The 21,851-nt window shown below is 32.2% G+C and carries 24 protein-coding genes; 16 read left to right on the forward strand and 8 right to left on the reverse strand.

All coding sequences use genetic code 11. The annotated features are described in order from the left end of the window. Window positions 1-37 precede the first annotated feature (37 nt). Window positions 38-586 carry an acyl-CoA thioesterase gene (locus tag OZP15_RS08800; protein ID WP_269225111.1) on the forward strand — a complete coding sequence of 183 codons (549 nt, stop codon included), beginning with the start codon at window positions 38-40 and terminating at the stop codon, window positions 584-586. Between the two features lie 83 nt (window positions 587-669). Here OZP15_RS08800 and OZP15_RS08805 read toward each other — a convergent pair whose 3' ends face one another. The 3 genes from OZP15_RS08805 to OZP15_RS08815 form a co-directional block, all read right to left on the reverse strand. Further along, on the reverse strand, window positions 670-1,053 hold the full coding sequence (locus tag OZP15_RS08805; RefSeq protein WP_269225112.1) for a hypothetical protein: 384 nt from the start codon (window positions 1,051-1,053) through the stop codon (window positions 670-672). Between the two features lie 91 nt (window positions 1,054-1,144). After that, entirely contained in the window at window positions 1,145-1,498 is a 354-nt protein-coding gene (locus OZP15_RS08810; protein ID WP_269225113.1) for a hypothetical protein, read from the reverse strand. Between the two features lie 108 nt (window positions 1,499-1,606). Beyond that, entirely contained in the window at window positions 1,607-1,798 is a 192-nt protein-coding gene (locus OZP15_RS08815; protein WP_269225114.1) for a YtxH domain-containing protein, read from the reverse strand. Window positions 1,799-2,201: 403 nt separating this feature from the next. Between OZP15_RS08815 and OZP15_RS08820 the strand changes: the two genes are divergently transcribed. Continuing rightward, on the forward strand, window positions 2,202-2,747 hold the full coding sequence (locus OZP15_RS08820; RefSeq protein ID WP_281335891.1) for a DUF1697 domain-containing protein: 546 nt from the start codon (window positions 2,202-2,204) through the stop codon (window positions 2,745-2,747). Between the two features lie 226 nt (window positions 2,748-2,973). Continuing rightward, on the forward strand, window positions 2,974-3,873 hold the full coding sequence (locus tag OZP15_RS08825; RefSeq protein WP_269225115.1) for a patatin-like phospholipase family protein: 900 nt from the start codon (window positions 2,974-2,976) through the stop codon (window positions 3,871-3,873). Between the two features lie 122 nt (window positions 3,874-3,995). Here OZP15_RS08825 and OZP15_RS08830 read toward each other — a convergent pair whose 3' ends face one another. Both OZP15_RS08830 and OZP15_RS08835 read right to left on the reverse strand, forming a co-directional pair. Next, complete coding sequence (locus OZP15_RS08830) at window positions 3,996-4,487, reverse strand: phosphoribosylaminoimidazolesuccinocarboxamide synthase (protein ID WP_269225116.1); 492 nt, start codon at window positions 4,485-4,487, stop codon at window positions 3,996-3,998. 100 nt (window positions 4,488-4,587) lie between these two features. Beyond that, the gene (locus OZP15_RS08835; protein ID WP_269225117.1) at window positions 4,588-5,109 is read right to left on the reverse strand and encodes a DUF7935 family protein; all 522 of its coding nucleotides are present in this window, start codon (window positions 5,107-5,109) and stop codon (window positions 4,588-4,590) included. A gap of 48 nt (window positions 5,110-5,157) precedes the next feature. On the opposite strand from OZP15_RS08835, the gene OZP15_RS08840 reads away from it, so the two are divergent. From OZP15_RS08840 to OZP15_RS08880, 9 genes are all read left to right on the forward strand, one after another. Then, the gene (locus tag OZP15_RS08840; protein ID WP_281335892.1) at window positions 5,158-5,685 is read left to right on the forward strand and encodes a DUF6155 family protein; all 528 of its coding nucleotides are present in this window, start codon (window positions 5,158-5,160) and stop codon (window positions 5,683-5,685) included. A 111-nt stretch (window positions 5,686-5,796) separates the two neighbouring features. Next, on the forward strand, window positions 5,797-7,335 hold the full coding sequence (locus tag OZP15_RS08845; RefSeq protein WP_269225118.1) for a DEAD/DEAH box helicase: 1,539 nt from the start codon (window positions 5,797-5,799) through the stop codon (window positions 7,333-7,335). Window positions 7,336-7,698: 363 nt separating this feature from the next. Then, entirely contained in the window at window positions 7,699-9,033 is a 1,335-nt protein-coding gene (locus OZP15_RS08850) for a DEAD/DEAH box helicase (RefSeq protein WP_281335893.1), read from the forward strand. An 80-nt stretch (window positions 9,034-9,113) separates the two neighbouring features. Further along, complete coding sequence (locus tag OZP15_RS08855) at window positions 9,114-10,385, forward strand: NAD(P)/FAD-dependent oxidoreductase (RefSeq protein ID WP_281335894.1); 1,272 nt, start codon at window positions 9,114-9,116, stop codon at window positions 10,383-10,385. A gap of 130 nt (window positions 10,386-10,515) precedes the next feature. After that, entirely contained in the window at window positions 10,516-10,698 is a 183-nt protein-coding gene (locus OZP15_RS08860; RefSeq protein ID WP_269225120.1) for a hypothetical protein, read from the forward strand. A gap of 260 nt (window positions 10,699-10,958) precedes the next feature. Beyond that, window positions 10,959-11,264: a hypothetical protein gene (locus OZP15_RS08865; RefSeq protein ID WP_269225121.1), complete on the forward strand. Its 306-nt coding sequence runs from the start codon at window positions 10,959-10,961 to the stop codon at window positions 11,262-11,264. A gap of 3 nt (window positions 11,265-11,267) precedes the next feature. Beyond that, window positions 11,268-12,041 (forward strand): protein NO VEIN domain-containing protein, encoded by a 774-nt coding sequence (locus tag OZP15_RS08870; protein ID WP_269225122.1) that lies wholly within the window; start codon window positions 11,268-11,270, stop codon window positions 12,039-12,041. Beyond that, on the forward strand, window positions 12,035-12,304 hold the full coding sequence (locus OZP15_RS08875; protein WP_269225123.1) for a hypothetical protein: 270 nt from the start codon (window positions 12,035-12,037) through the stop codon (window positions 12,302-12,304). The genes OZP15_RS08870 and OZP15_RS08875 overlap by 7 nt, the downstream gene beginning before the upstream one ends. A 120-nt stretch (window positions 12,305-12,424) precedes the next feature. Further along, window positions 12,425-13,474 (forward strand): phospholipase D-like domain-containing protein, encoded by a 1,050-nt coding sequence (locus OZP15_RS08880; protein ID WP_269225124.1) that lies wholly within the window; start codon window positions 12,425-12,427, stop codon window positions 13,472-13,474. Window positions 13,475-13,792: 318 nt separating this feature from the next. Here OZP15_RS08880 and OZP15_RS08885 read toward each other — a convergent pair whose 3' ends face one another. Both OZP15_RS08885 and OZP15_RS08890 read right to left on the reverse strand, forming a co-directional pair. Beyond that, window positions 13,793-15,022 (reverse strand): multidrug effflux MFS transporter, encoded by a 1,230-nt coding sequence (locus OZP15_RS08885; RefSeq protein ID WP_269225125.1) that lies wholly within the window; start codon window positions 15,020-15,022, stop codon window positions 13,793-13,795. A gap of 257 nt (window positions 15,023-15,279) precedes the next feature. Continuing rightward, entirely contained in the window at window positions 15,280-16,017 is a 738-nt protein-coding gene (locus tag OZP15_RS08890; RefSeq protein ID WP_269225126.1) for an NUDIX hydrolase, read from the reverse strand. 347 nt (window positions 16,018-16,364) lie between these two features. On the opposite strand from OZP15_RS08890, the gene OZP15_RS08895 reads away from it, so the two are divergent. From OZP15_RS08895 to fucP, 4 genes are all read left to right on the forward strand, one after another. Next, complete coding sequence (locus OZP15_RS08895) at window positions 16,365-17,747, forward strand: carbohydrate porin (RefSeq protein ID WP_281335895.1); 1,383 nt, start codon at window positions 16,365-16,367, stop codon at window positions 17,745-17,747. A gap of 45 nt (window positions 17,748-17,792) precedes the next feature. Continuing rightward, window positions 17,793-18,635 carry a sugar phosphate isomerase/epimerase family protein gene (locus OZP15_RS08900; RefSeq protein ID WP_269225129.1) on the forward strand — a complete coding sequence of 281 codons (843 nt, stop codon included), beginning with the start codon at window positions 17,793-17,795 and terminating at the stop codon, window positions 18,633-18,635. Window positions 18,636-18,724: 89 nt separating this feature from the next. Further along, entirely contained in the window at window positions 18,725-19,618 is an 894-nt protein-coding gene (locus tag OZP15_RS08905; RefSeq protein ID WP_281335896.1) for a carbohydrate kinase family protein, read from the forward strand. Window positions 19,619-19,673: 55 nt separating this feature from the next. Then, window positions 19,674-20,987 (forward strand): L-fucose:H+ symporter permease, encoded by a 1,314-nt coding sequence (gene fucP / locus OZP15_RS08910; protein WP_269225130.1) that lies wholly within the window; start codon window positions 19,674-19,676, stop codon window positions 20,985-20,987. 217 nt (window positions 20,988-21,204) lie between these two features. Here the strand turns inward: fucP and OZP15_RS08915 are convergent, their stop codons facing one another. Next, window positions 21,205-21,720 carry a DUF2911 domain-containing protein gene (locus tag OZP15_RS08915; RefSeq protein WP_269225131.1) on the reverse strand — a complete coding sequence of 172 codons (516 nt, stop codon included), beginning with the start codon at window positions 21,718-21,720 and terminating at the stop codon, window positions 21,205-21,207. Window positions 21,721-21,851: the final 131 nt, after the last annotated feature.

Raw genomic sequence — 21,851 nt, forward strand, 5'->3', positions numbered from 1 at the left:
GCGCATTATTTTAAGAATTTCGAATAAAGAATCATTTATGAATACAACTTTCAAAACCGTAAGCTCTTCTCATATCACTATTTCCGAGTTAATGTTGCCTTCTCATACCAATTTTAGTGGTAAAATACATGGAGGTTACATATTGTCATTACTAGATCAAATTGCTTTTGCCTGTGCCTCAAAATTCTCTGGAAATTATTGTGTAACAGCTTCTGTAGATACGGTTAACTTTCTGGCTCCCATTGAAGTAGGAGAATTAGTAACCATGAAAGCCAGCGTAAATTACGTAGGAAGAAGCTCTATGATTATTGGCATTCGTGTCGAAGCTGAAAATATTAGAACTGGAGTAGTTAAGCATTGTAATTCCTCTTATTTTACTATGGTTTCTAAAGATAATGATGGTAAAAATGCCATGGTTCCAGGTTTAATTTTAACAACTTTAAAAGAAGTAAGCCGTTTTGAAAATAGCGTAAGACAACTAGATTTGAAAAAAGAACGAGAATACCAAAAAGGAATTGCCACTTTTGGATCAATAGAATCTATTTTGAGTTCTAATTTATATAATGTAAAAGTAGAGTTGGAGTAGTTCTGTTTAAGATTCAAAATCAATTTGTATAAAAAAATCCGTTTCAAAATTTTTGCATTTTGAAACGGATTTTTAATTTTTTTCTATTTCCTTTTTTTGTTCAGAATAAAACCCAATACATTATTTCCAATGGTTTTAATAGTTTGGGTATGATTAGAAACCACATTAGCAATGGCAAACTGAAGTACCGTTCCCAATACCCTTTTGATAGGATTGTGCGAGCTATGAATCAACAGTTTTTTGGAAACAAATCCAGTTGTCATACCAATAACATTGCTAACAATATCACTTTTTATTTCTGGAGAATTACTAACATCATGGACTAAATTTTTGATGATGTTGATAGGCTTTATGCTCTCGTAAGCAAGATTAAATTGTTCTTTCAAAAGCCTTAAATCAGTTTCGTATTGCTGTTCTTGAAGAATAATTAATTCGTTCAAAATATCGGTTTCGTTGGTCTTTTTCATATGTTGCTGTTTATTGTTTTTTATCGGTCATAGGTAATTCGCATATCATATTTAATGGTTGCAACCAATTATCAGTCATGCTCATTTCATATCAAATCTTTTTTGGTTTCATCATTTGTTTGATAATCGAATTGCTTACGGGATATTTTAACCATTGCTCCCTGAAAACACGAAGAATAATCGCCAGCAACAAATAAAAAGCTCCAATAACAAAGAAACCATAAAAGGAATCACCTAATAATTTGCCAATGTATAATGCCAAACCAATACTAATTATTACGACAGACAGTACAACGGTTAAAACAACAACTAATAATGAAAAAAGAGACGAAACTATCTCGGCAGTTTTATCAACCGCATTTAGCTTAAACAATTTTAAGGTTGTTTTACTGTAATCTTTTGCTCTGTCAAAAAGCGTTGCTATTGGTGTTGTATCGTCTGTCATAATGTTTTAATTTAATTGTTTAATGCAGCGTCGTTAATATCGTTTTTTACCTCGTCTAACTTTGCTTTTCCGTTATCGGCTAATTGTTGTGTCTCTGTTTTAAGCGTTTCAATTTTTCCTTTTACGGTCGGTATCAGCAAGATCATTAATTTTTGATTTTAAATCGCTTACACAATCATTTCCTTTGTCACGAATTTGTTGGAGAGTTACCGAACCTTTTTCATGTGCAAATAAAATTCCTAAAATTCCACCTATGGCAAGTCCTGCCACTGTTCCTAAAACTACTTTACCTGTACTCATAATTATTGTTTTTAAATTGTTGTTTGAATATGTAATTTACTATTGTAAAATTTCCTTTTAACTGCATTGACTTAATAATAACCAAATCAGTACAAAAACTAAAATGGTACTAAAGCAACCGCCTCCTAATTTTTTGGCACCATATCCGGCTAATAATCCTTTGAATATATTGTTCATCCTTTTTTGTTTTAAAATTATTGCTCTTTTTTTTATGTTAGTCCCAAATTAATTTCAATACTGTAAAGGTCAGATTCCTTACTGGATTCATACTTACATTACTTTTAAAAAAACTTGTATTATTCCCATGTTTTAGTTTCGGTTGTGTAAAGATTTATTGATCTCGTGTATCATAAAATTGTACAATCAATTATAACTAATATCTTCGCAAAAAAATAGAACAAAAATGACAACTCATCTCGCATTACTTCGTGGTATCAACGTTTCAGGTCATAATATGATAAAAATGGAGGCTTTGAAAACGACTTTAGAAGCTATTGGTTTCGAAAATGTGCAAACCTACATTCAAACCGGAAACGTTTTTGTGGATACTAATGAAGAAAATGCAGCAGCAGTGGGCTTCAAAATAAAACAGGAAATCTTCAAAGTTTTTGGTCATGAAGTTCCCGTAGTAGTCATTGGCAAAGCTGATTTAGAGGCCTGTTTTAAGAACAATCCTTTTTTGAAAGAAAAAGAATTGGATACCAAAAAACTATACGTAGCATTTATTTCTACCAGTTTAAAAAGCGATAGTATCAATGATTTGAAAATGAGTCAAGTCAAGCCTGATGAAGCCAGTATTGACGAAAGTAGAATCTATATTAAATATGCCGTTGGAGCAGGAAAAACAAGATTAGAACAAAAATACATTGAAAAAAAATTGAATGTTACAGCAACAATCCGCAATTGGAATACAGTAACGCAATTATTAAAAATGTATGAAGAACGATAGATTTGTTGTTCAAAATTAGTTCCTAAACAACACCTCTCAAAAAGTCTTTTTTAGAAAAACTGCTGCAAAACAAACTATTTATTTTTTGTCCGATACAATTGTTTGAGTATCATTTTAGGGCAAAAAATATAAATTACCAATCTATATTATTATTTTAGTGAGAAAATCAAATTAAATATTAATTTGCAAGTCAAAAATATTTTCTTGAAATAAAATAAAAACATAAATGAGAGCATTAGTAATTTCTGGAGGAGGAAGCAAAGGCGCATTTGCTGGAGGTGTAGCCCAATTTTTGATAGAAAATAAAAAGTATGAATACGATTTATTTCTAGGCACTTCAACAGGGAGTTTGTTGATTTCTCATTTGGCTTTAGGTAATCTTTCAAAAATCCATGATATTTATACGAATGTCGATATGGGGAAAATTTTCAATGTGAACCCATTTATTATCAAAAAACAAAAAGGAGTCGATATTGTAACCATCAATCACTTTAGTGTTCTCCGACAATTATTCAAAGGAAAAAGAACGTTTGGCGAAAGCAAAAATCTACTGAAATTAATCAAATCGAGTTTGCCTATCGAAGAATTCAATACTTTAAAATTCTCCAATAAAGATGTTGTAGTGACGGTTACCAATATTTCTAACAATGAAACCGAATACAAATCGATCAAGGATTTTACTTATGATGAATTTTGTGAATGGATTTGGATTTCAGGGAATTATGTTCCGTTTATGACCTTGGTTAATAAAAATGGGTATGAATATGGCGATGGTGGTTTTTCGAGTTTAGTGCCTATTCAAGAAGCGATTAATCGTGGCGCTACTGAAATTGATGTGGTGATTCTAGAAACCGAAACCAATATAACCAATAAAGTTATTGGACAAAATCCATTTTCATTGCTCATCGATTTATTTCGAATTACATTAGAACAAGTGGAAAAACAAAATATTACCATCGGAAAACTGTTGGCAAGAAACAAAGAAATTAAGCTAAATCTGTATTACACACCCACAAAATTAACCAATAACGCCTTGATTTTTAATAAACAAAAAATGACCGAATGGTGGGGAGACGGATTCAAATATGCGCAAGAAAGAAGTGATATTATGAGTGAAAATAAGTAGTAGGTTTTTATGTTTGAAGAGGTTAAATAATAAATTAAGACCATTTATTTTGTTTTGCTTATTCTTGATATTCTATTAATTCTAATTAACCAAATATCTTAATAGTTTAGCCTGCGTTATTTTTAAGACGCTAATATTCTTTCACTTTTCATTATAGCCAATGCTTTTTCTGTTTCGTTTGTTCCGTCATTTAATGAACCTGGAAGCATAATCAAACGTTTTTTTAATTTTCCATTTTCGTCTTCAAACGAAATTTCAAATCTTGAACGTGTCAATCCAACTTTTGCATTTATAAATTTCGCTCCTTTTATTTTATTTCTTTCTATTATTGGAGATGCAGAGTTATTTATACTTTTTATGATTCCATAAATTAAGAATGTTGCTAATAAACCAAAGAAAAAAACTGAAACATTTTCTCCTTTTTGAAAACTTGAATATGCTGAATTTAGTAAGAAAATTGAAATTACAGAATAAATTATTAAAGTTCTAGATATTCCATTTCCTACAGTTATTTTTGCAACATTTCCAATTATTCCTTCTCTTGTCAAAATTATTTTGTCTGGTAAAATATGACAAAATCCTGTTTTAGTTCTGAATGTTTTTTCATTTTCCATTTTCTAATTCATTAAAGTATTGCAATTATTATTGTTATTGAAAAATATTAAACTACACTAAAATCAGTATTGTATATTTTCTTTTGATAATTATACCTAACTACCACAATCTACTCACTTCATTTTTAATAAAAGCAAGAGCAGCACTACTTGGCGAAGGTTTTTCTATTAAGTCACTTAAGATCAATTCACGCAACTGGTTGGCGTCATTTACTTTTTCGTTTTTGGCAGCCAAACGAATCATTTGTATCGTAGCATTTTTAGCAGTCGTAATGATAGACCAACATTCATTGGTAACATAAATTTGTTGGGGCAAATTGTGTTCAAACTCCTGATCTACTTGCGCAATCACATAATTAGCATATTCATTTTTATTTTCAGAAATAGGAGTGATGCGAATTAATAAATGACTGGGATTAATGCGTTCCATCAAGAGTGTCATTCGTTCGTAAGCTTGCAATCGCAAGGGTAAAGTGTCTTTTTGATAATCTTTTTGAAGCAACCAACGGCGGGTATTTTGTTGGTCTTTAAAATAGGATTTGAATAAATAATAAGCCACTAATCCTGTAATAATGGCGGGAAATGTATAACTTGCTAATTCAATTAATTTTGTATAATCCATTTGTTATTTTTTTTAAAGCAAATACAAATAAACGAATAAACTTTTAAAATGAGCAAACGCGATTTAAAAAAATATTTAACAGGACTAAACAAACAACAACTTGAAGAACAATTGCTAGAGTTGTATGAAAAGTTCCCTGCCGTAAAAACTTATTATGACTTTGTCTTTAATCCAAAAGAAGATACATTATTACAGGAAAGCAAAATCAAAATTGCTAACGAATATTTCCCTCAAAAAACGGGCATAAAACCCAAAAGACCCAAAATGCGACGTTCCGTGGCTCAAAAATACATCAAGCATTTCATCGTTTTGGGTGTCGATCCTTTCATAATAGGCGATTTGATGTTGTATGCCATCGAAATTGCGCAAACCTTCTCGTCTGAACGTCATGTTCAAACGGAATTATTTTATAAAAGTATGTTCAATTCCTTCAATCAAGCCATTAAATTTATGATTGCCAACGGAATATTAGACGAATTCAAACCCCGAATTAATGCTATAAGCGAAGAAACAAGGCGACAAAAATGGTTCAACAAAGAAGAATTCGATGCCGTTATTGAGCGTTTCGAATATTGAAAAACCAGTTCCTATAATCGATTTTATTTAATCTTTCTACTTTATTTGTCATATAATTTGGTGTGAAAACTCTTTTTTAGGTGTATTTTTGCAAAAATCCAACAAATAACAATGTCTCAAAATACTTTAGAAATAGAATTAGAAGATAAAAAAGAACTGTATTCCTATCAAAAAGGCGATATCGAAGCCATTTTTGAGCGCATCGATAATGCACCAAATAATTATCATTTGTTGTACCAATTGCCAACAGGCGGAGGGAAAACAGTCGTTTTTTCTGAAATTGTTCGTCAATATTTGTCCAAGCACAATATGAAAGTGGTGGTTTTGACACACCGAATTGAATTGTGTAAGCAAACTTCAAAAATGTTGAAAGGCTTTGGTGTGAAAAATAAAATCATCAACAGTAAAGTAAAAGAATTGCCAGACCAAAACGATTATTCTTGTTTTGTGGCAATGGTAGAAACCTTAAAAAACCGTATCAATGACGAAAAATTGCATCTTGACAATATTGGTTTAGTAATTATTGATGAGGCGCATTACAATTCTTTTAGAAAATTATTGAGTTCTTTCAAAAACGCCTTTATCCTTGGGGTTACAGCAACGCCTTTGAGTTCGAATATCAAATTGCCAATGCACGAAAGCTACAACGAATTAATAGTAGGGGATACTATTGAATCCTTGATTGAAAAAGGCTTTTTGGCAAAAGCCATTACCTATAGTTATGACGTAGGTTTGACTTCTTTGAAAGTCGGAATCAACGGGGATTATACCGTAAAATCATCTGATGATTTGTACACCAATTTGGTAATGCAGGAAAAATTATTACACGCTTACACCGAAAAATCATTAGGCAAGAAAACCCTGATTTTTAATAACGGAATCAACACTTCTTTGTATGTTTATGAAACGTTTAGAGAAGCTGGTTACGGAATCCGACATTTGGATAACACTAGTAGCAACGAAGAGCGTAAAGAGATTTTGCATTGGTTCAAGCATACTCCAGATGCTATTTTAACTTCTGTAGGTATCTTGACAACTGGTTTTGACGAACCAACAGTAGAAACTATTATTTTAAACAGAGCAACCAAATCATTGACGTTGTATTTCCAAATGATTGGTCGTGGTTCTCGAAAATTACCTGGAAAAGACGAATTTACCGTTATCGATTTAGGAAATAATGCCGCTCGTTTTGGCTTGTGGAATGAGCCTGTCAATTGGCAACACATCTTCAAATCACCTGAATTTTATTTAGAAAACTTGCGTGACGATACCGAAATCGAATTGTATTTCAAATACACGATGCCACCAGAATTGCGTGCCAAATTTGCTAAAACCAAAGACGTAACTTTTGATGTAGATGAAGAACACAAATTGGCAATTGCTCAAAATTTACGTTCCAAAGTGGTTTTGGATAAATCGTTAGAACAACACGCTGCGATGTGTGTGGATAACACCGAAGAATTGCGTGATGCCAAAGAATTATTCAAGGAATTAGACCCAGACATAGAATGCCGTTTGAAGCGTTATGCCAAATGTTTGAGCCAATGTAGCAAAAACTATCGTGAATGGTTGGTGGACGATTACAAACAAAAACTGCAACTGCTAATTGGGAAGAAGTATCGTGAAAAAATTATGAATGAAGCGGATTAATTAGTGTTCAGTAATCAGTGTTCAGATTTCAGTTAGCACGTCAATTCGAGTGATTTTAAATAGTAATGCGACAGCTTTACTATTTAAAATTGTATCGAGAATCTTTTCAAAAACAACAATTAACCCGTTGGTTGTAATTATTAAAAATGTAAGAATTCCAAAAAGATATAAAATTTAAACACATAGAATCGTAGAAAAAAGAGTTGGATAGCCCAATTGTTGGGTTCACATAGCTATGTTTTTCTTTAAGAAAGTGAAACGCCTTTCAAAATTCACAAAAGCTATGTTTCTATGTGTTTAAAAATCATAAATTTTGAATTACACCCAACAGGTAACAATTTTATCAATTATTAAATCTAAAAAATGTCAAAAAAATTCTCTGATTTAGGAATTCAAGAATCCATTATAAAAGCACTTTCTGATTTGAAAATTGTTGTGCCAACAGAAATTCAACAAAAAGCCATTCCTTTGCTTTTATCCAATACTGATGTGGTTGGACTGGCTAAAACAGGAACAGGAAAGACAGCTGCTTTTGGTTTACCATTACTTCAATTAATCGATACTAAATTAACTACTATTCAGTCTGTTATTCTAGCTCCAACTCGTGAATTAGGACATCAGATTTTTAGTAATTTAGAAGCATTTGCCAAATACAATTCTGAAATTTCTATCGCCGAAACTTGCGGAGGAATTCCCATAAAACCACAAATTGAGCGATTGACTTCGTCAACACATATTGTGGTAGCAACACCCGGAAGATTGATTGATTTGATTCAGCGTAAAGCCATCAATTTAAAAGAAGCCAAATATCTTGTTCTAGACGAAGCGGACGAAATGGTTACCATTCTAAAAGAAGGTTTGGACGAAATCATTGCCGAATTACCAAAAAACCACCGAACATTTCTTTTCTCGGCAACTATGCCCGGAACCATAAAACAACTGATTCAAAACTATTTAAACAAAAATGTAGTTCAGATTAGTGCCAATATGGAAACGGTAGGCAATCAAGGAATTGACCACCAATATATTGTAGTAGATCCAATCGAAAAACTGGATGTTTTAATGCACTTTCTAACTTCGAAAGATGGAGAACGTGGTATTATTTTTTGTAAAACCAAAGCAGCGGTTAATAAATTAGCCAAGAATTTAGCCATCAATAGATTTTCATCTGGAGCTTTGCACGGGAGTTTGTCCCAAGGAATCCGTGACCGAATTATGGAGCAATTCCGTGAAGGACACATCAATATTTTGGTTGCAACCGATTTAGCAGCCAGAGGAATTGACGTAAAGGAAATTTCGTATGTGGTTAATTACCATTTACCAGACGTTTATGAAGTTTATGTGCACCGAAGCGGAAGAACAGCCAGAGCAGGAGCAAAGGGACTTTCGTTAACCGTTTTACAACAAGAAGAAGTCGCTGAAATTACTGATTTTGAAAGAGAATTGGGCATTCAATTTTCCAAATATAAAAAACCATCTTTGGCTAGTATTGAAGAAAACAACACGCTTTTGTGGGCGAAACAAATCTTCAAAACCAAACCTAATCATGAAGTAGATGCGGAATTAAAAACAAAAATCAAAACCATTTTTCATCACTTGACCAAAGATGAATTGATCGAAAAATTGCTAGCCAATCATTTGTTACAGAACAAAACGGAGGTTGCTGAAAAACCTGTTAAAAAATTCAAAAAGGAATAGCTTTTTAGTTTTTGCTCCTAAATTAATATTGTACTTTTATGGAATAGAATTTTGATAATCTTTCTCATAAAAATCTCGATATGCAAATAGTAATAATAGGAGGCGGTTTCGCTGGAATTAATTTAGCCAAAGAACTCGCCAACCACCAAGGAATTGAAGTAACGCTCGTTGACAAAAACAATTACAATTTCTTTCCGCCGCTCATTTATCAGGTTGCGACGGCTTTTTTAGAACCTTCCAGTATCAGTTATCCTTTTCGCAAGTTTTTTGCAGGGAAAAAAAATCTTCAATTTCGTTTGGGCGAATTAGAAAAAGTCATTCCTGCCGAAAACAAAATCATCCTCAATAACGGCGAATTGCAATACGACCATTTAGTTTTTGCCACTGGAGCCGAAACCAGTTATTTCGGAATGGAAAATGTCAAGAAAAATGCCATTCCGATGAAAACCCTCAACGATGCTATTGAAATGCGAAATACGTTGTTGAAAAATCTCGAAAAAGCATCCATAACTAAAGACATTCGTAAAAGAAGAACCTTGTTAACCATTGTTGTTGCTGGCGGAGGACCAACAGGAGTAGAAGTTTCTGGAATGTTTGCCGAAATGCGAAAAAATATTCTCCTCAAAGAATATCCCGAATTAGACACTTCTGTAAGTAATATTTATTTGGTAGATGGTGGCGATGCCTTGTTAGCGCCGATGAGTAAGGAATCGCAAGAAGATACTTTGGAAGCCGTAACCAAATTGGGCGTTATTGTAAAACTAAACACCAGAGTAGTCGATTATAAAGACGATACCGTTTTCTTTGCCGATGGTAAAACCATTCAAACCAAAAACTTAATTTGGGCCGCAGGTGTTTCTGCCAAAGTATTCGAAGGCATTCCTGAAGAAAGTTACGGTCGTGGCAAACGAATGGCAACCGATGCTTACAACAAAGTAAACGGCACGAATAATATCTACGCCATTGGAGATACGAGTATCCAATTGAATGATACTGCATTTCCAGGAGGACATCCACAAGTAGCGCAAGTAGCGATTCAGCAAGGCGTAAATTTAGCCGAAAATTTTAAACGACTACTTCAAAACAAACCCTTGAAAGCCTTTATATACAATGACAAAGGCTCTATGGCGATTATCGGAAAAAACAAAGCCGTGGTCGATTTACCAAAACCTAAAATGCACTTCAAAGGTTTCTTGGCTTGGGCAATTTGGTTGTTTATCCATCTTATTTCTTTAATCACTTATCGCAATAGATTGCAAACTTTTTACAATTGGATGATCGCTTATTTCTCAAAAGATCAATCTTTGAGGATGATTATTAGACCGGAGAAAAGGAATAAAGTGGAGGTTTGATGAGTATTTATGATTGTTTTATGAGCTAACTAATAATCCTAAATCAGGTAGTTTAGTGCTAATTTTTAGTGAATTAATTATAGAAAATGTTGAACGCACCACATAAATAAAACAACTAAATATAGAAATTATGCCAAATACAGGAGATATATTTGTTACTACACTAAAAAAAGCACATTTATTTTGGGGTTCACATAGACACACTAATACTCGTGGAGTAGTTTATGGGGAAGCTTATCTTCATATTCCAATTTCTCAAGCTAGAAGATTGAATATCTACAACGAAAAACAACCAAATAAATATAATTTATAATTGCAATACAAGTGATGGTTTTTTAACAAATTCCATACTCAAATCTTCTGGTAAGAGAAGTGAAAACGATGTATATGCAAAACAATTTCACGGAAACGGAAATTTAAAATTATTAGGAACTTGGTTTAATCACATTAATGCTCAAATTGGAGATAGAATAGAAATTAAATTTACCAGTCCAACTGAAATACTTTTGACTAGGATATAATTTATTTATTAGAATAATTATCATAAATTGCACCTTAATTTTAGATAAAGTAATGAGCGTATTAGAAAAAATAAGTATTGAAGAATTTGATGGTAAAAACTATCAGGTAAAACTTGTTGAACCATACGACAAAGCATTAATTACGCACTATTTACACAATTATCGTAACGGAGTTTCCAAGCATTATAAAAAAGACGCTGTAAAAGTTTTAGACAATTTTGTTGAATACAAACAAGTTGAAGAACAAATAAATATTGTTGCTGAAGATGCTTTACAACAATTACTTTTTGAAGTTGAAAATGTTCCTTTTCCAACACCCGAAAATTATAGTTTACTAATTTATAAATTTGCATCATAGTTTATGGAGCAAAAAGGGAATAAGCACGAAAATTATGAAATTCTAAACCTGTTAGGTTATGGATTATCTAAATTTAATAATGAGTTTATTAAAGAATTTGGTTTTACTAGAAAAACTAATTTCTTTAATTATTTTGTAGAAATTGGAATAGTTGAAACAGGAAGCGTTGTGAAAAATAGAATGGATTTATTTGATCCATTTTTTCCAAATAACGGAAGAAAAGGTTGGTGGCAAAAAGGGGATGCTTACATTCATAGAAAATATTTAATTGATAGTTTATTTGGCAATGAAAATGTAAAAGGATATTCTGACATAGTCAAATTATACTTGAAAGAGAATTACAAAATAAAAGAGCTTTTTGTTGAAGTTAAACCAATTGTAAAATCAAGATTTAAAAAACTTCAAGAAACTGGTTTAGAAGCTGAACTATATTTCATGAATAATTTCAACGAAATTTCTACTTTTAATAATGGAATTTTAGAAGATGCAAGATTATATGGTGATGGTTATGATTTTCAAATTAATGTTAATGAAAGTTCTTTTTTAGCCGAAGTAAAAGGAATTCGAGAGAAGAAGGGTAGATTTAGATTAACTGAAAAAGAGTTTTTAATGGCTTCCGAATATAAGAATGATTATATCGTTACTTTGGTTTTAAACATGAATGATTTACCAACTTTCTTAACTATTGAGAATCCAATCAATAACTTAAAGTTTGAAGAAAGAATAATCAGATCAAAAGAAACTAAAGAATATCATTTATCAAAAGACATATGCTAACTTTTGAAGAAAAAATAATTTATTTAGAAAACAGTTTGAATAAAACTGAAGGAAATTATTATGACAATTTCAAAGAAGATATTGTTATTTACTTTGATGAATTTAATACAAAAAACAAACGCTTAAATTTTTTAAATAATTTTATTTCATTTACTGAAATTGATAATTGGGTTGAAAAAATATCATCAAGAATTGTTTTAAAATTTGATAAAGAGAGTGAACAAATTAATTATTTTATCTATGATTTCATAGAAAATGGTTAGCTCTAGCCCAGATAGAAGTGGAAGTCCTTTTTTGGCGATTTTTCTTTGCCAAAAAAGATTGGAACGTATAGCGGGAAATAGCTCCTAAAAAACTTTTAAGCAGTTTCAAAGCTTTCGGGTTTGTTCAGTGAAAGTGCTGTACCTATCATAAATTATCGTGTTGCCGAAAATATATTTTGCAGAAGTTTCGATACTGGTAATTTATCTCGTTCTGATACTGCTTTTGATGCTAATCATAATTCTGTTGGTGTTGGTTTGAAAACTTTTGTTTGTAACGGTAATTCCAGTACAGAAAAAGTAGCAGAATTTAATTCATTATCAAGAACTTTACGAGATTTTAAAGGTAAAGAATTGGCTTTAAAACTTGGAGAGTTCAGAAACGATAGAATAAATTTAGCAAATCGTGTTTACGATATTCAAGATTCACTTTATCATATTGTTGCTCGAAAAGAAAAGGAATTATTACTTTATGAAACAGACTACAACATCATAGATGTTGCTAATATTCATTCGGTTAAATATAATAAAGCAAGTTTACAATTTGAAGACGGAAATAATTTATATACTTTCAATTATTCAAAAAGTACACTTTTTAGAAAATTTATAATTCCTCAAAATGCTTTTCGTTTACCAATTGATATAATTGAAGACCCATATTCTTTGCTTCTTGAATTATTTGAAGAGAATAAAAATTTAAAAACTGCGACTGACAAACTTGTCAAGGGCGAAAATTATGTGATTTTGCCTCTTTACGGAATTCAGAAAGGAGAAAAGTTTATTTTTGAAAGAAGCGGTTTAAATCAATGGAATGCAAATGGAAGAAAAAGAGATTTTGGCGAAATTTATATTCCAATTCCTGCGGAATTGCACAGAAAATATCCAAATTTCTTTCCAAAACGTGACCAAGATTTTAATTTACAAATTCCGACTGGAGAAATATTTACTGCAAAAGTTTGTCAAGAAAACTCAAAAGCCTTGATGACAAACCCAAATAAAGCTTTGTCTGATTGGTTATTACGCAGAGTTTTACAACTTGCTGAAGGCGAATTGGCTACAATAGAAAAACTTGACAAATTAGGTTTTGATAGTGTTATAATTATGAAAGACGAAAAAGGGGATTTCAAAATTGACATTATGAAAACTAACGCTTATATTGAATTTAATAACTAAGCAGAATTTAGCCCTACATAGATATTCAGCTCATGCCTTTAACTGATGGAGTGTAATACTTTACCACCAATCGGTCACATAAGTCATAATGAAAATTATATATAGTTACCTTAATTATTTAAATTAAGTGTCCTCAAGATTTTTTTGTATTTACTTTTAAGCTTTATACTCCATAATTATTTTTCCTAAACAAAATAAACCTTGCAATTTCACGGTAAATAAATCACAATATTTATCTCAAAATAGTTGTAGATAATTATGAATTATTAGAAGTCAAATCAATCCATTGGCTTTATATATTTGTATAAAAAGCTGGATTTAATGCCCCATCACCATTCCCTCATCTCCCAAATTCACAATCGTTTTTTTGATATTCCGTTTACCAATAACTAAAATCACGAGAGCCAAAATCGTAGTACAAGTCATAATAACGACCATTGGCGTAATGGAATCCTTCACAAAAAGACCAACAGCAAAAGAAGCTAAAGCACCAATCCCTAGTTGAGTAGCTCCCATCAGTGCAGATGCGCTACCCGTATTTTTAGAAAAAGGCGCAAGAGATAATCCTGCTGTATTTGGATTTGAAATTCCTAAACAAGCCAGAAATAAGAATAGCATTCCGATAGTTTCATACAATCCTAAAAGATTGTTTATGGCTAAAACCAGAAAAATGATACTGATAATAGATTGCGAAATCAAAGCGCCAAATATCATTTGTTCGCTAGAAAATCGTTTCAACAAAACTGAATTTAATTGACTTGAACCTATAAAACTAATAGACATCAAGGCAAAAATCCAGCCATAAATTTCGGCATCTACTTTTAAAATATCCATGAAAAGAATAGGAGAGGCGGCAACATAGGTAAACAATCCAGAGAAGGCAACTGCTCCTGTAAAAGCATAAGTGTAAAATTGAGGCACTTTGATGATGGAAATAAAATTAGTAATTATCGGTTTTGGTTTCAAAGAAATCGATAAATCAGGTTTATGAGTACTTGGCAAACCGAGATGAGAAGCTGCTAATACAAAAATCCCCATAACTGTCAAAATTAAAAAAACCGTGTGCCAACCGAAATAAGTCGTTACATAACCACCAATTGTTGGTGCAAGCATTGGCGAAAGCCCCACAACAAGCATTAATTTAGACAAAACATTGGGCGTTTCTTTGGCAGGAAATAAATCCCGAACCATAGCAAGCGAAGCGACTGTAGCGGCACAACTTCCGACAGCTTGAATGAAACGAAAACCAATAAAAGTATTAATATCAGTTACAAAAGCACATCCTAAAGAAGCAAAAACATAAACTAGCAATCCTATAAACAGTGGTTTTTTGCGTCCAAAACGGTCTAATAAAGGACCATACAACAATTGTCCCGCTGAAATTCCGATAAAATAACTAGACAAACTCATAGAAACCTTGGCAACAGTAGTGTTCAAATCGGCTGCAATTCCTGAAAATCCTGGTAAATACATATCGATAGAAAACGGACCAAGTGCGGTCATGGAGCCTAAAATCAGAATTAGTTGGAGGTATTTTGCTTTTGTCATCAGATAGAAATCCTTAATTTTTTTGCAAAAGTAAGTCTTAATAAAGGATTGTAGTGATGCGAACTTTTAAATATTCGTTATTTAACATTCCGTTGGGAATTCATAAAATAATTAATTTAAAGATGACATCAGGATAGAATATCAGTAATTAAAAAGAGTTTTGCCACGAATTACACTAACAGACACGAATTAAAACTAGTTTTTAATTACACGAATAATTGGTGTAATTCGTGGCAAAAATAGATTTATAATTTAGCTTAAATGCTAATCAAATAACTTTCCTTGTATATTTTTTGGTAAATATCTTTGCTAAACATAAACAATTTAGAGGGTTTTTTAGAAACACCCACTTGTTTTTCGTCTAATTCGATTAGGTATTTTTTGGTCAATAATTTTCTTCTGAAATTACGATTGTCAATTTCAATTCCCAAAATACATTCATACGCATCTTGCAATTCCTTTACTGTGAATTTATTAGGCAAAAGTTCAAAAACGATAGGTTCTATCAAGCATTTAGCTTTCAAATCGGAGTATGCTTCTGCAATAATCGCTTTGTGATCAAAACCCAATTCAGGCAAATTATTCACCGGAAACCATTGCGGTTTGTGCGTGTTATTTTCCAAACGAACTTCATGCGATTGTAACAGAAAATAGTACGCAATAGTTATGGTGCGTTCATTAAATTTTTCGTTTTTTATCCAAATCAAATCCTTTTCATTCCTCAAACGATTGGGGTCACCAAAGACTTTAAACTGCTTTTTATACAAATTATCAAGACCTGTCAATTCTTTCAGAACTCGGCTAGCGGTATCATCAATCGTTTCCGTTTCGAGTGTGTGATAACCCGTAAGAACATGATCGTTCACTAATACTTCATCATTTTCAGTTGATTTTAAATACCGCTCGATTAACAAAACATTCAATGATTTGGTGGTAACATCAAAACCAAAAACAACACAGTCAACCGATATATTTGGAATTATTTGGGCTTTCATATACAATAATAAGTAGAAATGATTTAGTAAATCTCAAATGTACAAACAGTTTTCAATAATCAAATCCTAAATCTAAAACTAATTCACTCAAACTCCAATATAATCAAGGATTAGATGAAGTATAGTTTTATTAAATGTCAATATAACATTATATAAAAGAACATTTAATATTAAGTAAATTTATTACATTGTTATTATTAATGCCTAATATTTACATATATTTTAATTTATTTACTCATTTTTTTATTGTTATATAAATATTATTTTTACTTTTGAAAAATAAATAGTCAATATGACGTTTATTAATTAACACGCTATTAATTCAAACCAAAATTAATTTATCATTCATGAAAACTAAAATTTTCTCCATTTTAATACTCATCATTAGTGTTAATAGCCAATCGCAAGTTGTGATAACGAATACTAATTTCTCCATGGGAACAACGGGTAGAATGGGAGTGGGATTGTCGCCAAATGGAGAAGGCAATATGTGGAAACCCTTGAATCTTTCGGGGCAAGGTTCGTTAGGAGGAAGGATGGAACAAGTGGATTATATTGATATTTTGCCAGCGATACATTTCACACCCAAAATTTTAGACAAAGACAGTACTAATGTGACTTTTCAAATGCGTTTGGGAATGTATTCGGCCAACGGACAGTTTGTTGGTAACGTGAGTTCCCGTTCCAATGGCGGATTGACTTTTATTTTGCCTGAAGCCTATGTTGAAGCTCGAAATATTATGGGAAGCAAATGGTCGGCTTGGGCTGGATCTCGTTTCCGTCGTTATGATGACATACACATTAGCGATTACTTTTATTTTGACGATCATTCCGCACAAGGTTTTGGTGTAAGTCACAAAAACACCGAATTGACAATGTTGATGCCAGCTTCTGCCGATTCGACTAATGTCTTTCCTTATAATTATCAAATTACCGTGGCAGGTGCTACGAATCCTGCTATTCGTCAGCGCATGGTTTGGATTGGCGAACACACACTTCATTTAAAAAACAAAAACACCATAAAGTTTTTAGGGGAATTTCATTATGTTTCTCCTAATTCGAAAGATGCTTCAAAAGTGTATCCTGCTGATAATGGCTGGGTTGCTGGAGTTAAATTTAACAGTGCATTCAAAACCAAATTACCTGGTTCTTTCAATCAATTATCTGCTCGTTATGGTGCAGGAATTGCCAATGGTGGCGATAATGGAAACACTTTTACATGGGCTACTTATGGCGCACCTGATGCGGATGGAAAATATAAAAATGCGTATTCTTTTACGATGGTGGAACACTTTTTGTTGAATCTTTCGGACAAAATTAGCCTCAATGGCTATGGTGTTTTTACTAAAAGCAAAGGCGGTTCATCCAGTTCAAACACCGATGAATATTTCAACGGCAATCAATTGTACAATCAGAAAACCGACTTTGTGGTGGGTTTTAGAGGTTTTTATTATGTGACGAAATGGTTGCATCTGATTGAAGAAATTCATTATGCCGTTCGAAAAGACGGTACAAATCCAGAAGCCAATATGTGGAAGTTTTCTTTTGCGCCAACTATTGTACCTTTAGGAAAAAAAGATCCTTGGTCACGTCCACACATCCGATTGATTTACACCTTGGCTCATTATAATGATTATGCTAAAAACAACAATTATTCGCCCTACTTGCAAGTCAATCAAAAAAGTTGGGGATCATTTATAGGAGTAAAAACCGAGTGGTGGCTTTTTTAGAACGAACATAAAAATCTAATTATTCAAATTTAAAATTATACAAATATGCCTATTTTCGGAACCTCTATTTTATCATTTATCCCTTCTTGGAGTCCAGAAGGAGGGAAGTACGCCATTGAAAAAACTGCTGAATACGGTTTTGATATGCTCGAAATTTGTTTACCCGCTTCAATGGATTTTGATGCCAAAACCACCAAGAAACAATTGGACAATAAAGGGATTTTAGGACGCTGCACTTTGAATTTACCAAAATATTGTCATATTCCTTTTTACCCAGAAAAAGCAGTTGCAATTATTAAAGCAGCATTGGATAAAGTAGCGGAAATGGACGGCGATTTTTTAGGAGGCGTTTTGCATTCGGCAATCGGAACTTTTACTGGCAAACCTTTATCGGATGAAGAAAAAGTGATTTTGCATCAAGTTTTTTCTGAAGTGTTGGATTATGCGCAAAAAAGCAATATTACCATTGCTCCAGAACCCATAAATCGTTACGAAAGTTATGTTTATACAGCCGCAGACGAAGTTTTAAATTTGATTGAAAGCCTAAAAAAACCTAATTTAGGATTGCATTTGGATACTTTTCACATGAATATCGAAGAACAAAGTTTCTATGACCCAATTATTAAAGCAGGAAATCATTTGAAACACGTTCATATTACCGAAAGTGATCGTGGTATGACAGGCGAGGGAAATGTACACTGGGATGATTTTTTCAAAGCTTTGGGCGAAATAAAATACGAAGGACCTTTGGTTCTCGAAAATTTTTCTTCAGAAATTAAAGAGTTGGTTGGACCAACATCATTGTGGCGACCTTCCAAATACAATTCAGAAGATTTAGCCAAAGGCAGCTTGGTGTTTATGAAACAAATGGTTGACAAATGGTATTGAATTAATTACGAATTTAAAATTACGAATTATGTCTAAAGTGAATAAGTTAAATTATTGAAATATATTGTTTTACTCAAAATAAATAAAAAATGACAAAGAAATTAAAAGGTGTAAGTTTTGGAGAAATCCTCTTTGATGTTTTCCTAGAACACAAAAAAATTGGTGGCGCACCACTAAATGTAGCGTCAAGATTGAGTTCGCTTGGTGCTGATATTGCTATGATTAGCGGAATTGGAAATGATGAAAACGGAAAAAACCTGGTCGATTATCTGAACAATTCTGGAATTAACACCGAAGCCGTTCAAATCAATGAAACTTATCCAACTGGAATTGTAAATGTGATTTTGAATGAAAAAGGAAACGCTTCTTACGACATAAATTACCCAGCAGCTTGGGACAAAATTGAAACTACAGAACAAAATTTAGCCGTTGTAAAAGAAGCTGATTTTTTTGTTTTTGGGAGTTTGTCTTCTAGGGATTCCGTTTCTAGAAATACATTAAAATCGCTTTTGGAAGTGGCGAAATATAAAATCTTTGATGTCAATTTAAGAACACCTCATTATACAAAATCAAATATTTTAGAATTAATGTATGAATCTGATTTTATTAAGTTTAACGATGATGAGTTAAATGAAATTTGCGAAGATTTGGATTCGGGAAAAAAGTCATTGGAACAAAATATAAAATTCATTTCAGAGAAAACCAATACACCAACCGTTTGTGTAACTCTAGGCCATCATGGAGCCGTTTTGTATTATAAAAATAAATTCTATCACAATTGCGGTTTCAAAGTGCATGTAGTAGATACCGTGGGTTCTGGCGATTCGTTTTTGGCATCCATAATTTATATGCTTTTGACTGGTCAAGATCCTCAATATGCTATTAATTTTGCTAGTGCAGTTGGATCAATTGTAGCTCAAAGCGAAGGAGCAAATCCAGTAATTTCACCATCCGAAATTGATGAATTCTTGTGTGGTTTTTAAGCAAACACAAGTATAACAAACAACTATTTTTAATTTATTTAACAACAAAAAAAAAATGAATTTATCTAAAAAAATTCCTGTAGTTAGTAAGGAATACGCTTTTCAATTTATCATCATTACGATTTTATTTGCCCTTTGGGGAATTGCCAATGAATTAACCGCTCCGATGGTTTCTACTTTCAAAAAAGTAATGCCCGAACTTTCCAATTTGCAAGCTTCATTTGTTCAAATGGCATTCTATTTTGGTTACTTTTTTATGGCTTTTCCAGCGGCACTTTTTATTAGAAAATACAGTTACAAATCAGGAATTATTCTTGGACTTATGCTGTATGCCATTGGAGCTTTCTTGTTTTATCCTGCAGCTCATTATCAAAATTATACTTTTTTCCTAGTTTCTCTTTGGATTATTACTTGTGGTTTGGCTTTTCTGGAAACCACTTCCAATCCGTTGATTTTATTCCTTGGTCACAACGAAACATCCACACAACGATTGAATTTAGCGCAAGCATTTAATCCAATTGGAGCCATAACTGGCTTGGTTTTGGCGCAACAGTTAGTCATTGGAAGCATCAAATCAAACGGTTACACACCAGAAACCCTAAAAGCATTATCATCAGACGAGTTAGCGTCAATTAGAGAACACGATTTGAATTTGATAAGTATTCCTTACATAGGATTAGGAATTTTTGTTTTAGCGATTTTGATTATAATCATTTTTACTAAAATGCCAAAAACTACTTTTGAAGAGAAAATGTCCATTTCTGATTCGTTCAAAAAATTAGGAGCCAATAAAAATTACATCTATGGCGTTGTAGCACAAGCATTTTATGTAGGCGCACAAATCTTATGTTGGACTTTTATGTATCAATATGTGGATAATATTAATGCCACTTATGGCTTGAATATAACGGCAACCAACTATAATATTGGTGCAATGGTGTTGTTTTTAATAGGAAGATGGATTGGTACAGCGATGATGAAAAATACAAATCCGTCAAAAATGTTAGTTTATTTTGGAATTGGTGGAATGATTTGCGCTTTAGGAACTATTGTTTTACAAGGAATGCCAGGATTAATTTCGTTGATTTCTATATCCATTTTCATGTCGATTATGTTTCCAACCATTTACGGAATAGCTTTAAAAGATATGGGTGACGAAGCAAAAATTGGTTCATCTGGTTTAGTTATGGCAATTGTTGGTGGCGCATTGATGCCATTGTTACAAGCTAGTATTTTAGACTGGGGCGGTCACGGTTTTGCAGATCTCAAAATATTAGGTTTCATTCCAGAAATAAATTTTTCTTTTATTTTGCCTTTGATTTGTTTGGGAGTTGTTACTTGGTATGGTAAAATGACTTATAAGAAATAAAAGTATTTCAAAATCTTTAAAACCGATATTATCAGCGACTATTACTGAAATATCGGTTTTTTACATGAATATATTTGAACTATAATTTATATTATGTAAAATAGAATATTTAAAACTTACAATCAATCCTTATTTTATCTACTCTTCATACTTTATTTAAACAAAAAAAAGCATTACCAAAATTGATAATGCTTTTACTATTGAATTCTAAAATGATTTAATTTACAGAAAAAGGAATAATCCATTTTTCCCAACTTAAAGTAACTTCGTTATCAGGTTCGCTAACTGCATAAACTAAACTTTCAACATTAGTTGGATTAGCTTTTTGTTTTACAGTAACTCTAATTTGATCTTCCTTTTCATCATATTTATAAGCACCCCATTGTTTGGCCACTTTATTAAATATCAAAACAGATTCTTTTTCATTAGGAATAACAAAAAAAGAATATTTCCCTGCAGGTAATTTTTTGCCTTCAATGGATAATTCTTTATCTGTTTCAAATGTTGTAGCGTCATTCGCTCCGGCGCGCCAAACTTTATTGAATGGTACTAGTTCTCCCCAAATTTTTCTTCCTTTAACCAATGGACTGTTATAATTGATTGTAATGGTTGCGCCATTTATAACTCCTGTAGCAGTTGCTGGAGGACTTGCAGGTTTTTTATCTTGTGCATTGACCATTGTTATTGTCAAAAATGCAATAAATAATAACTGAATTTTCTTTTGAATTTTCATAATTTGAGTATTTTAGTTTAAGTTTTAAAATTAAAATATCTGAATTAAATTTATCACAATTCATACTAATTTTATGAAAAAATTAAGGAATTTATAAATAAATCGTTTTGCTCGACCAATGGGAGTTTTAT

It is taken from the genome of Flavobacterium eburneipallidum (assembly GCF_027111355.2).
GTDB classification, from domain to species: domain Bacteria; phylum Bacteroidota; class Bacteroidia; order Flavobacteriales; family Flavobacteriaceae; genus Flavobacterium; species Flavobacterium eburneipallidum.

Excerpts from the sequence above, each read along its gene's own strand:
- OZP15_RS08800 (WP_269225111.1), top strand. The coding sequence starts at position 38 with ATGAATACAACTTTCAAAACCGTAAGCTCTTCTCATATCACTATTTCC.
- OZP15_RS08805 (WP_269225112.1), bottom strand. The coding sequence starts at position 1,053 with ATGAAAAAGACCAACGAAACCGATATTTTGAACGAATTAATTATTCTT.
- OZP15_RS08810 (WP_269225113.1), bottom strand. The coding sequence starts at position 1,498 with ATGACAGACGATACAACACCAATAGCAACGCTTTTTGACAGAGCAAAA.
- OZP15_RS08815 (WP_269225114.1), bottom strand. The coding sequence starts at position 1,798 with ATGAGTACAGGTAAAGTAGTTTTAGGAACAGTGGCAGGACTTGCCATA.
- OZP15_RS08820 (WP_281335891.1), top strand. The coding sequence starts at position 2,202 with ATGACAACTCATCTCGCATTACTTCGTGGTATCAACGTTTCAGGTCAT.
- OZP15_RS08825 (WP_269225115.1), top strand. The coding sequence starts at position 2,974 with ATGAGAGCATTAGTAATTTCTGGAGGAGGAAGCAAAGGCGCATTTGCT.
- OZP15_RS08830 (WP_269225116.1), bottom strand. The coding sequence starts at position 4,487 with ATGGAAAATGAAAAAACATTCAGAACTAAAACAGGATTTTGTCATATT.
- OZP15_RS08835 (WP_269225117.1), bottom strand. The coding sequence starts at position 5,109 with ATGGATTATACAAAATTAATTGAATTAGCAAGTTATACATTTCCCGCC.
- OZP15_RS08840 (WP_281335892.1), top strand. The coding sequence starts at position 5,158 with ATGAGCAAACGCGATTTAAAAAAATATTTAACAGGACTAAACAAACAA.
- OZP15_RS08845 (WP_269225118.1), top strand. The coding sequence starts at position 5,797 with ATGTCTCAAAATACTTTAGAAATAGAATTAGAAGATAAAAAAGAACTG.
- OZP15_RS08850 (WP_281335893.1), top strand. The coding sequence starts at position 7,699 with ATGTCAAAAAAATTCTCTGATTTAGGAATTCAAGAATCCATTATAAAA.
- OZP15_RS08855 (WP_281335894.1), top strand. The coding sequence starts at position 9,114 with ATGCAAATAGTAATAATAGGAGGCGGTTTCGCTGGAATTAATTTAGCC.
- OZP15_RS08860 (WP_269225120.1), top strand. The coding sequence starts at position 10,516 with ATGCCAAATACAGGAGATATATTTGTTACTACACTAAAAAAAGCACAT.
- OZP15_RS08865 (WP_269225121.1), top strand. The coding sequence starts at position 10,959 with ATGAGCGTATTAGAAAAAATAAGTATTGAAGAATTTGATGGTAAAAAC.
- OZP15_RS08870 (WP_269225122.1), top strand. The coding sequence starts at position 11,268 with ATGGAGCAAAAAGGGAATAAGCACGAAAATTATGAAATTCTAAACCTG.
- OZP15_RS08875 (WP_269225123.1), top strand. The coding sequence starts at position 12,035 with ATGCTAACTTTTGAAGAAAAAATAATTTATTTAGAAAACAGTTTGAAT.
- OZP15_RS08885 (WP_269225125.1), bottom strand. The coding sequence starts at position 15,022 with ATGACAAAAGCAAAATACCTCCAACTAATTCTGATTTTAGGCTCCATG.
- OZP15_RS08890 (WP_269225126.1), bottom strand. The coding sequence starts at position 16,017 with ATGAAAGCCCAAATAATTCCAAATATATCGGTTGACTGTGTTGTTTTT.
- OZP15_RS08895 (WP_281335895.1), top strand. The coding sequence starts at position 16,365 with ATGAAAACTAAAATTTTCTCCATTTTAATACTCATCATTAGTGTTAAT.
- OZP15_RS08900 (WP_269225129.1), top strand. The coding sequence starts at position 17,793 with ATGCCTATTTTCGGAACCTCTATTTTATCATTTATCCCTTCTTGGAGT.
- OZP15_RS08905 (WP_281335896.1), top strand. The coding sequence starts at position 18,725 with ATGACAAAGAAATTAAAAGGTGTAAGTTTTGGAGAAATCCTCTTTGAT.
- fucP (WP_269225130.1), top strand. The coding sequence starts at position 19,674 with ATGAATTTATCTAAAAAAATTCCTGTAGTTAGTAAGGAATACGCTTTT.
- OZP15_RS08915 (WP_269225131.1), bottom strand. The coding sequence starts at position 21,720 with ATGAAAATTCAAAAGAAAATTCAGTTATTATTTATTGCATTTTTGACA.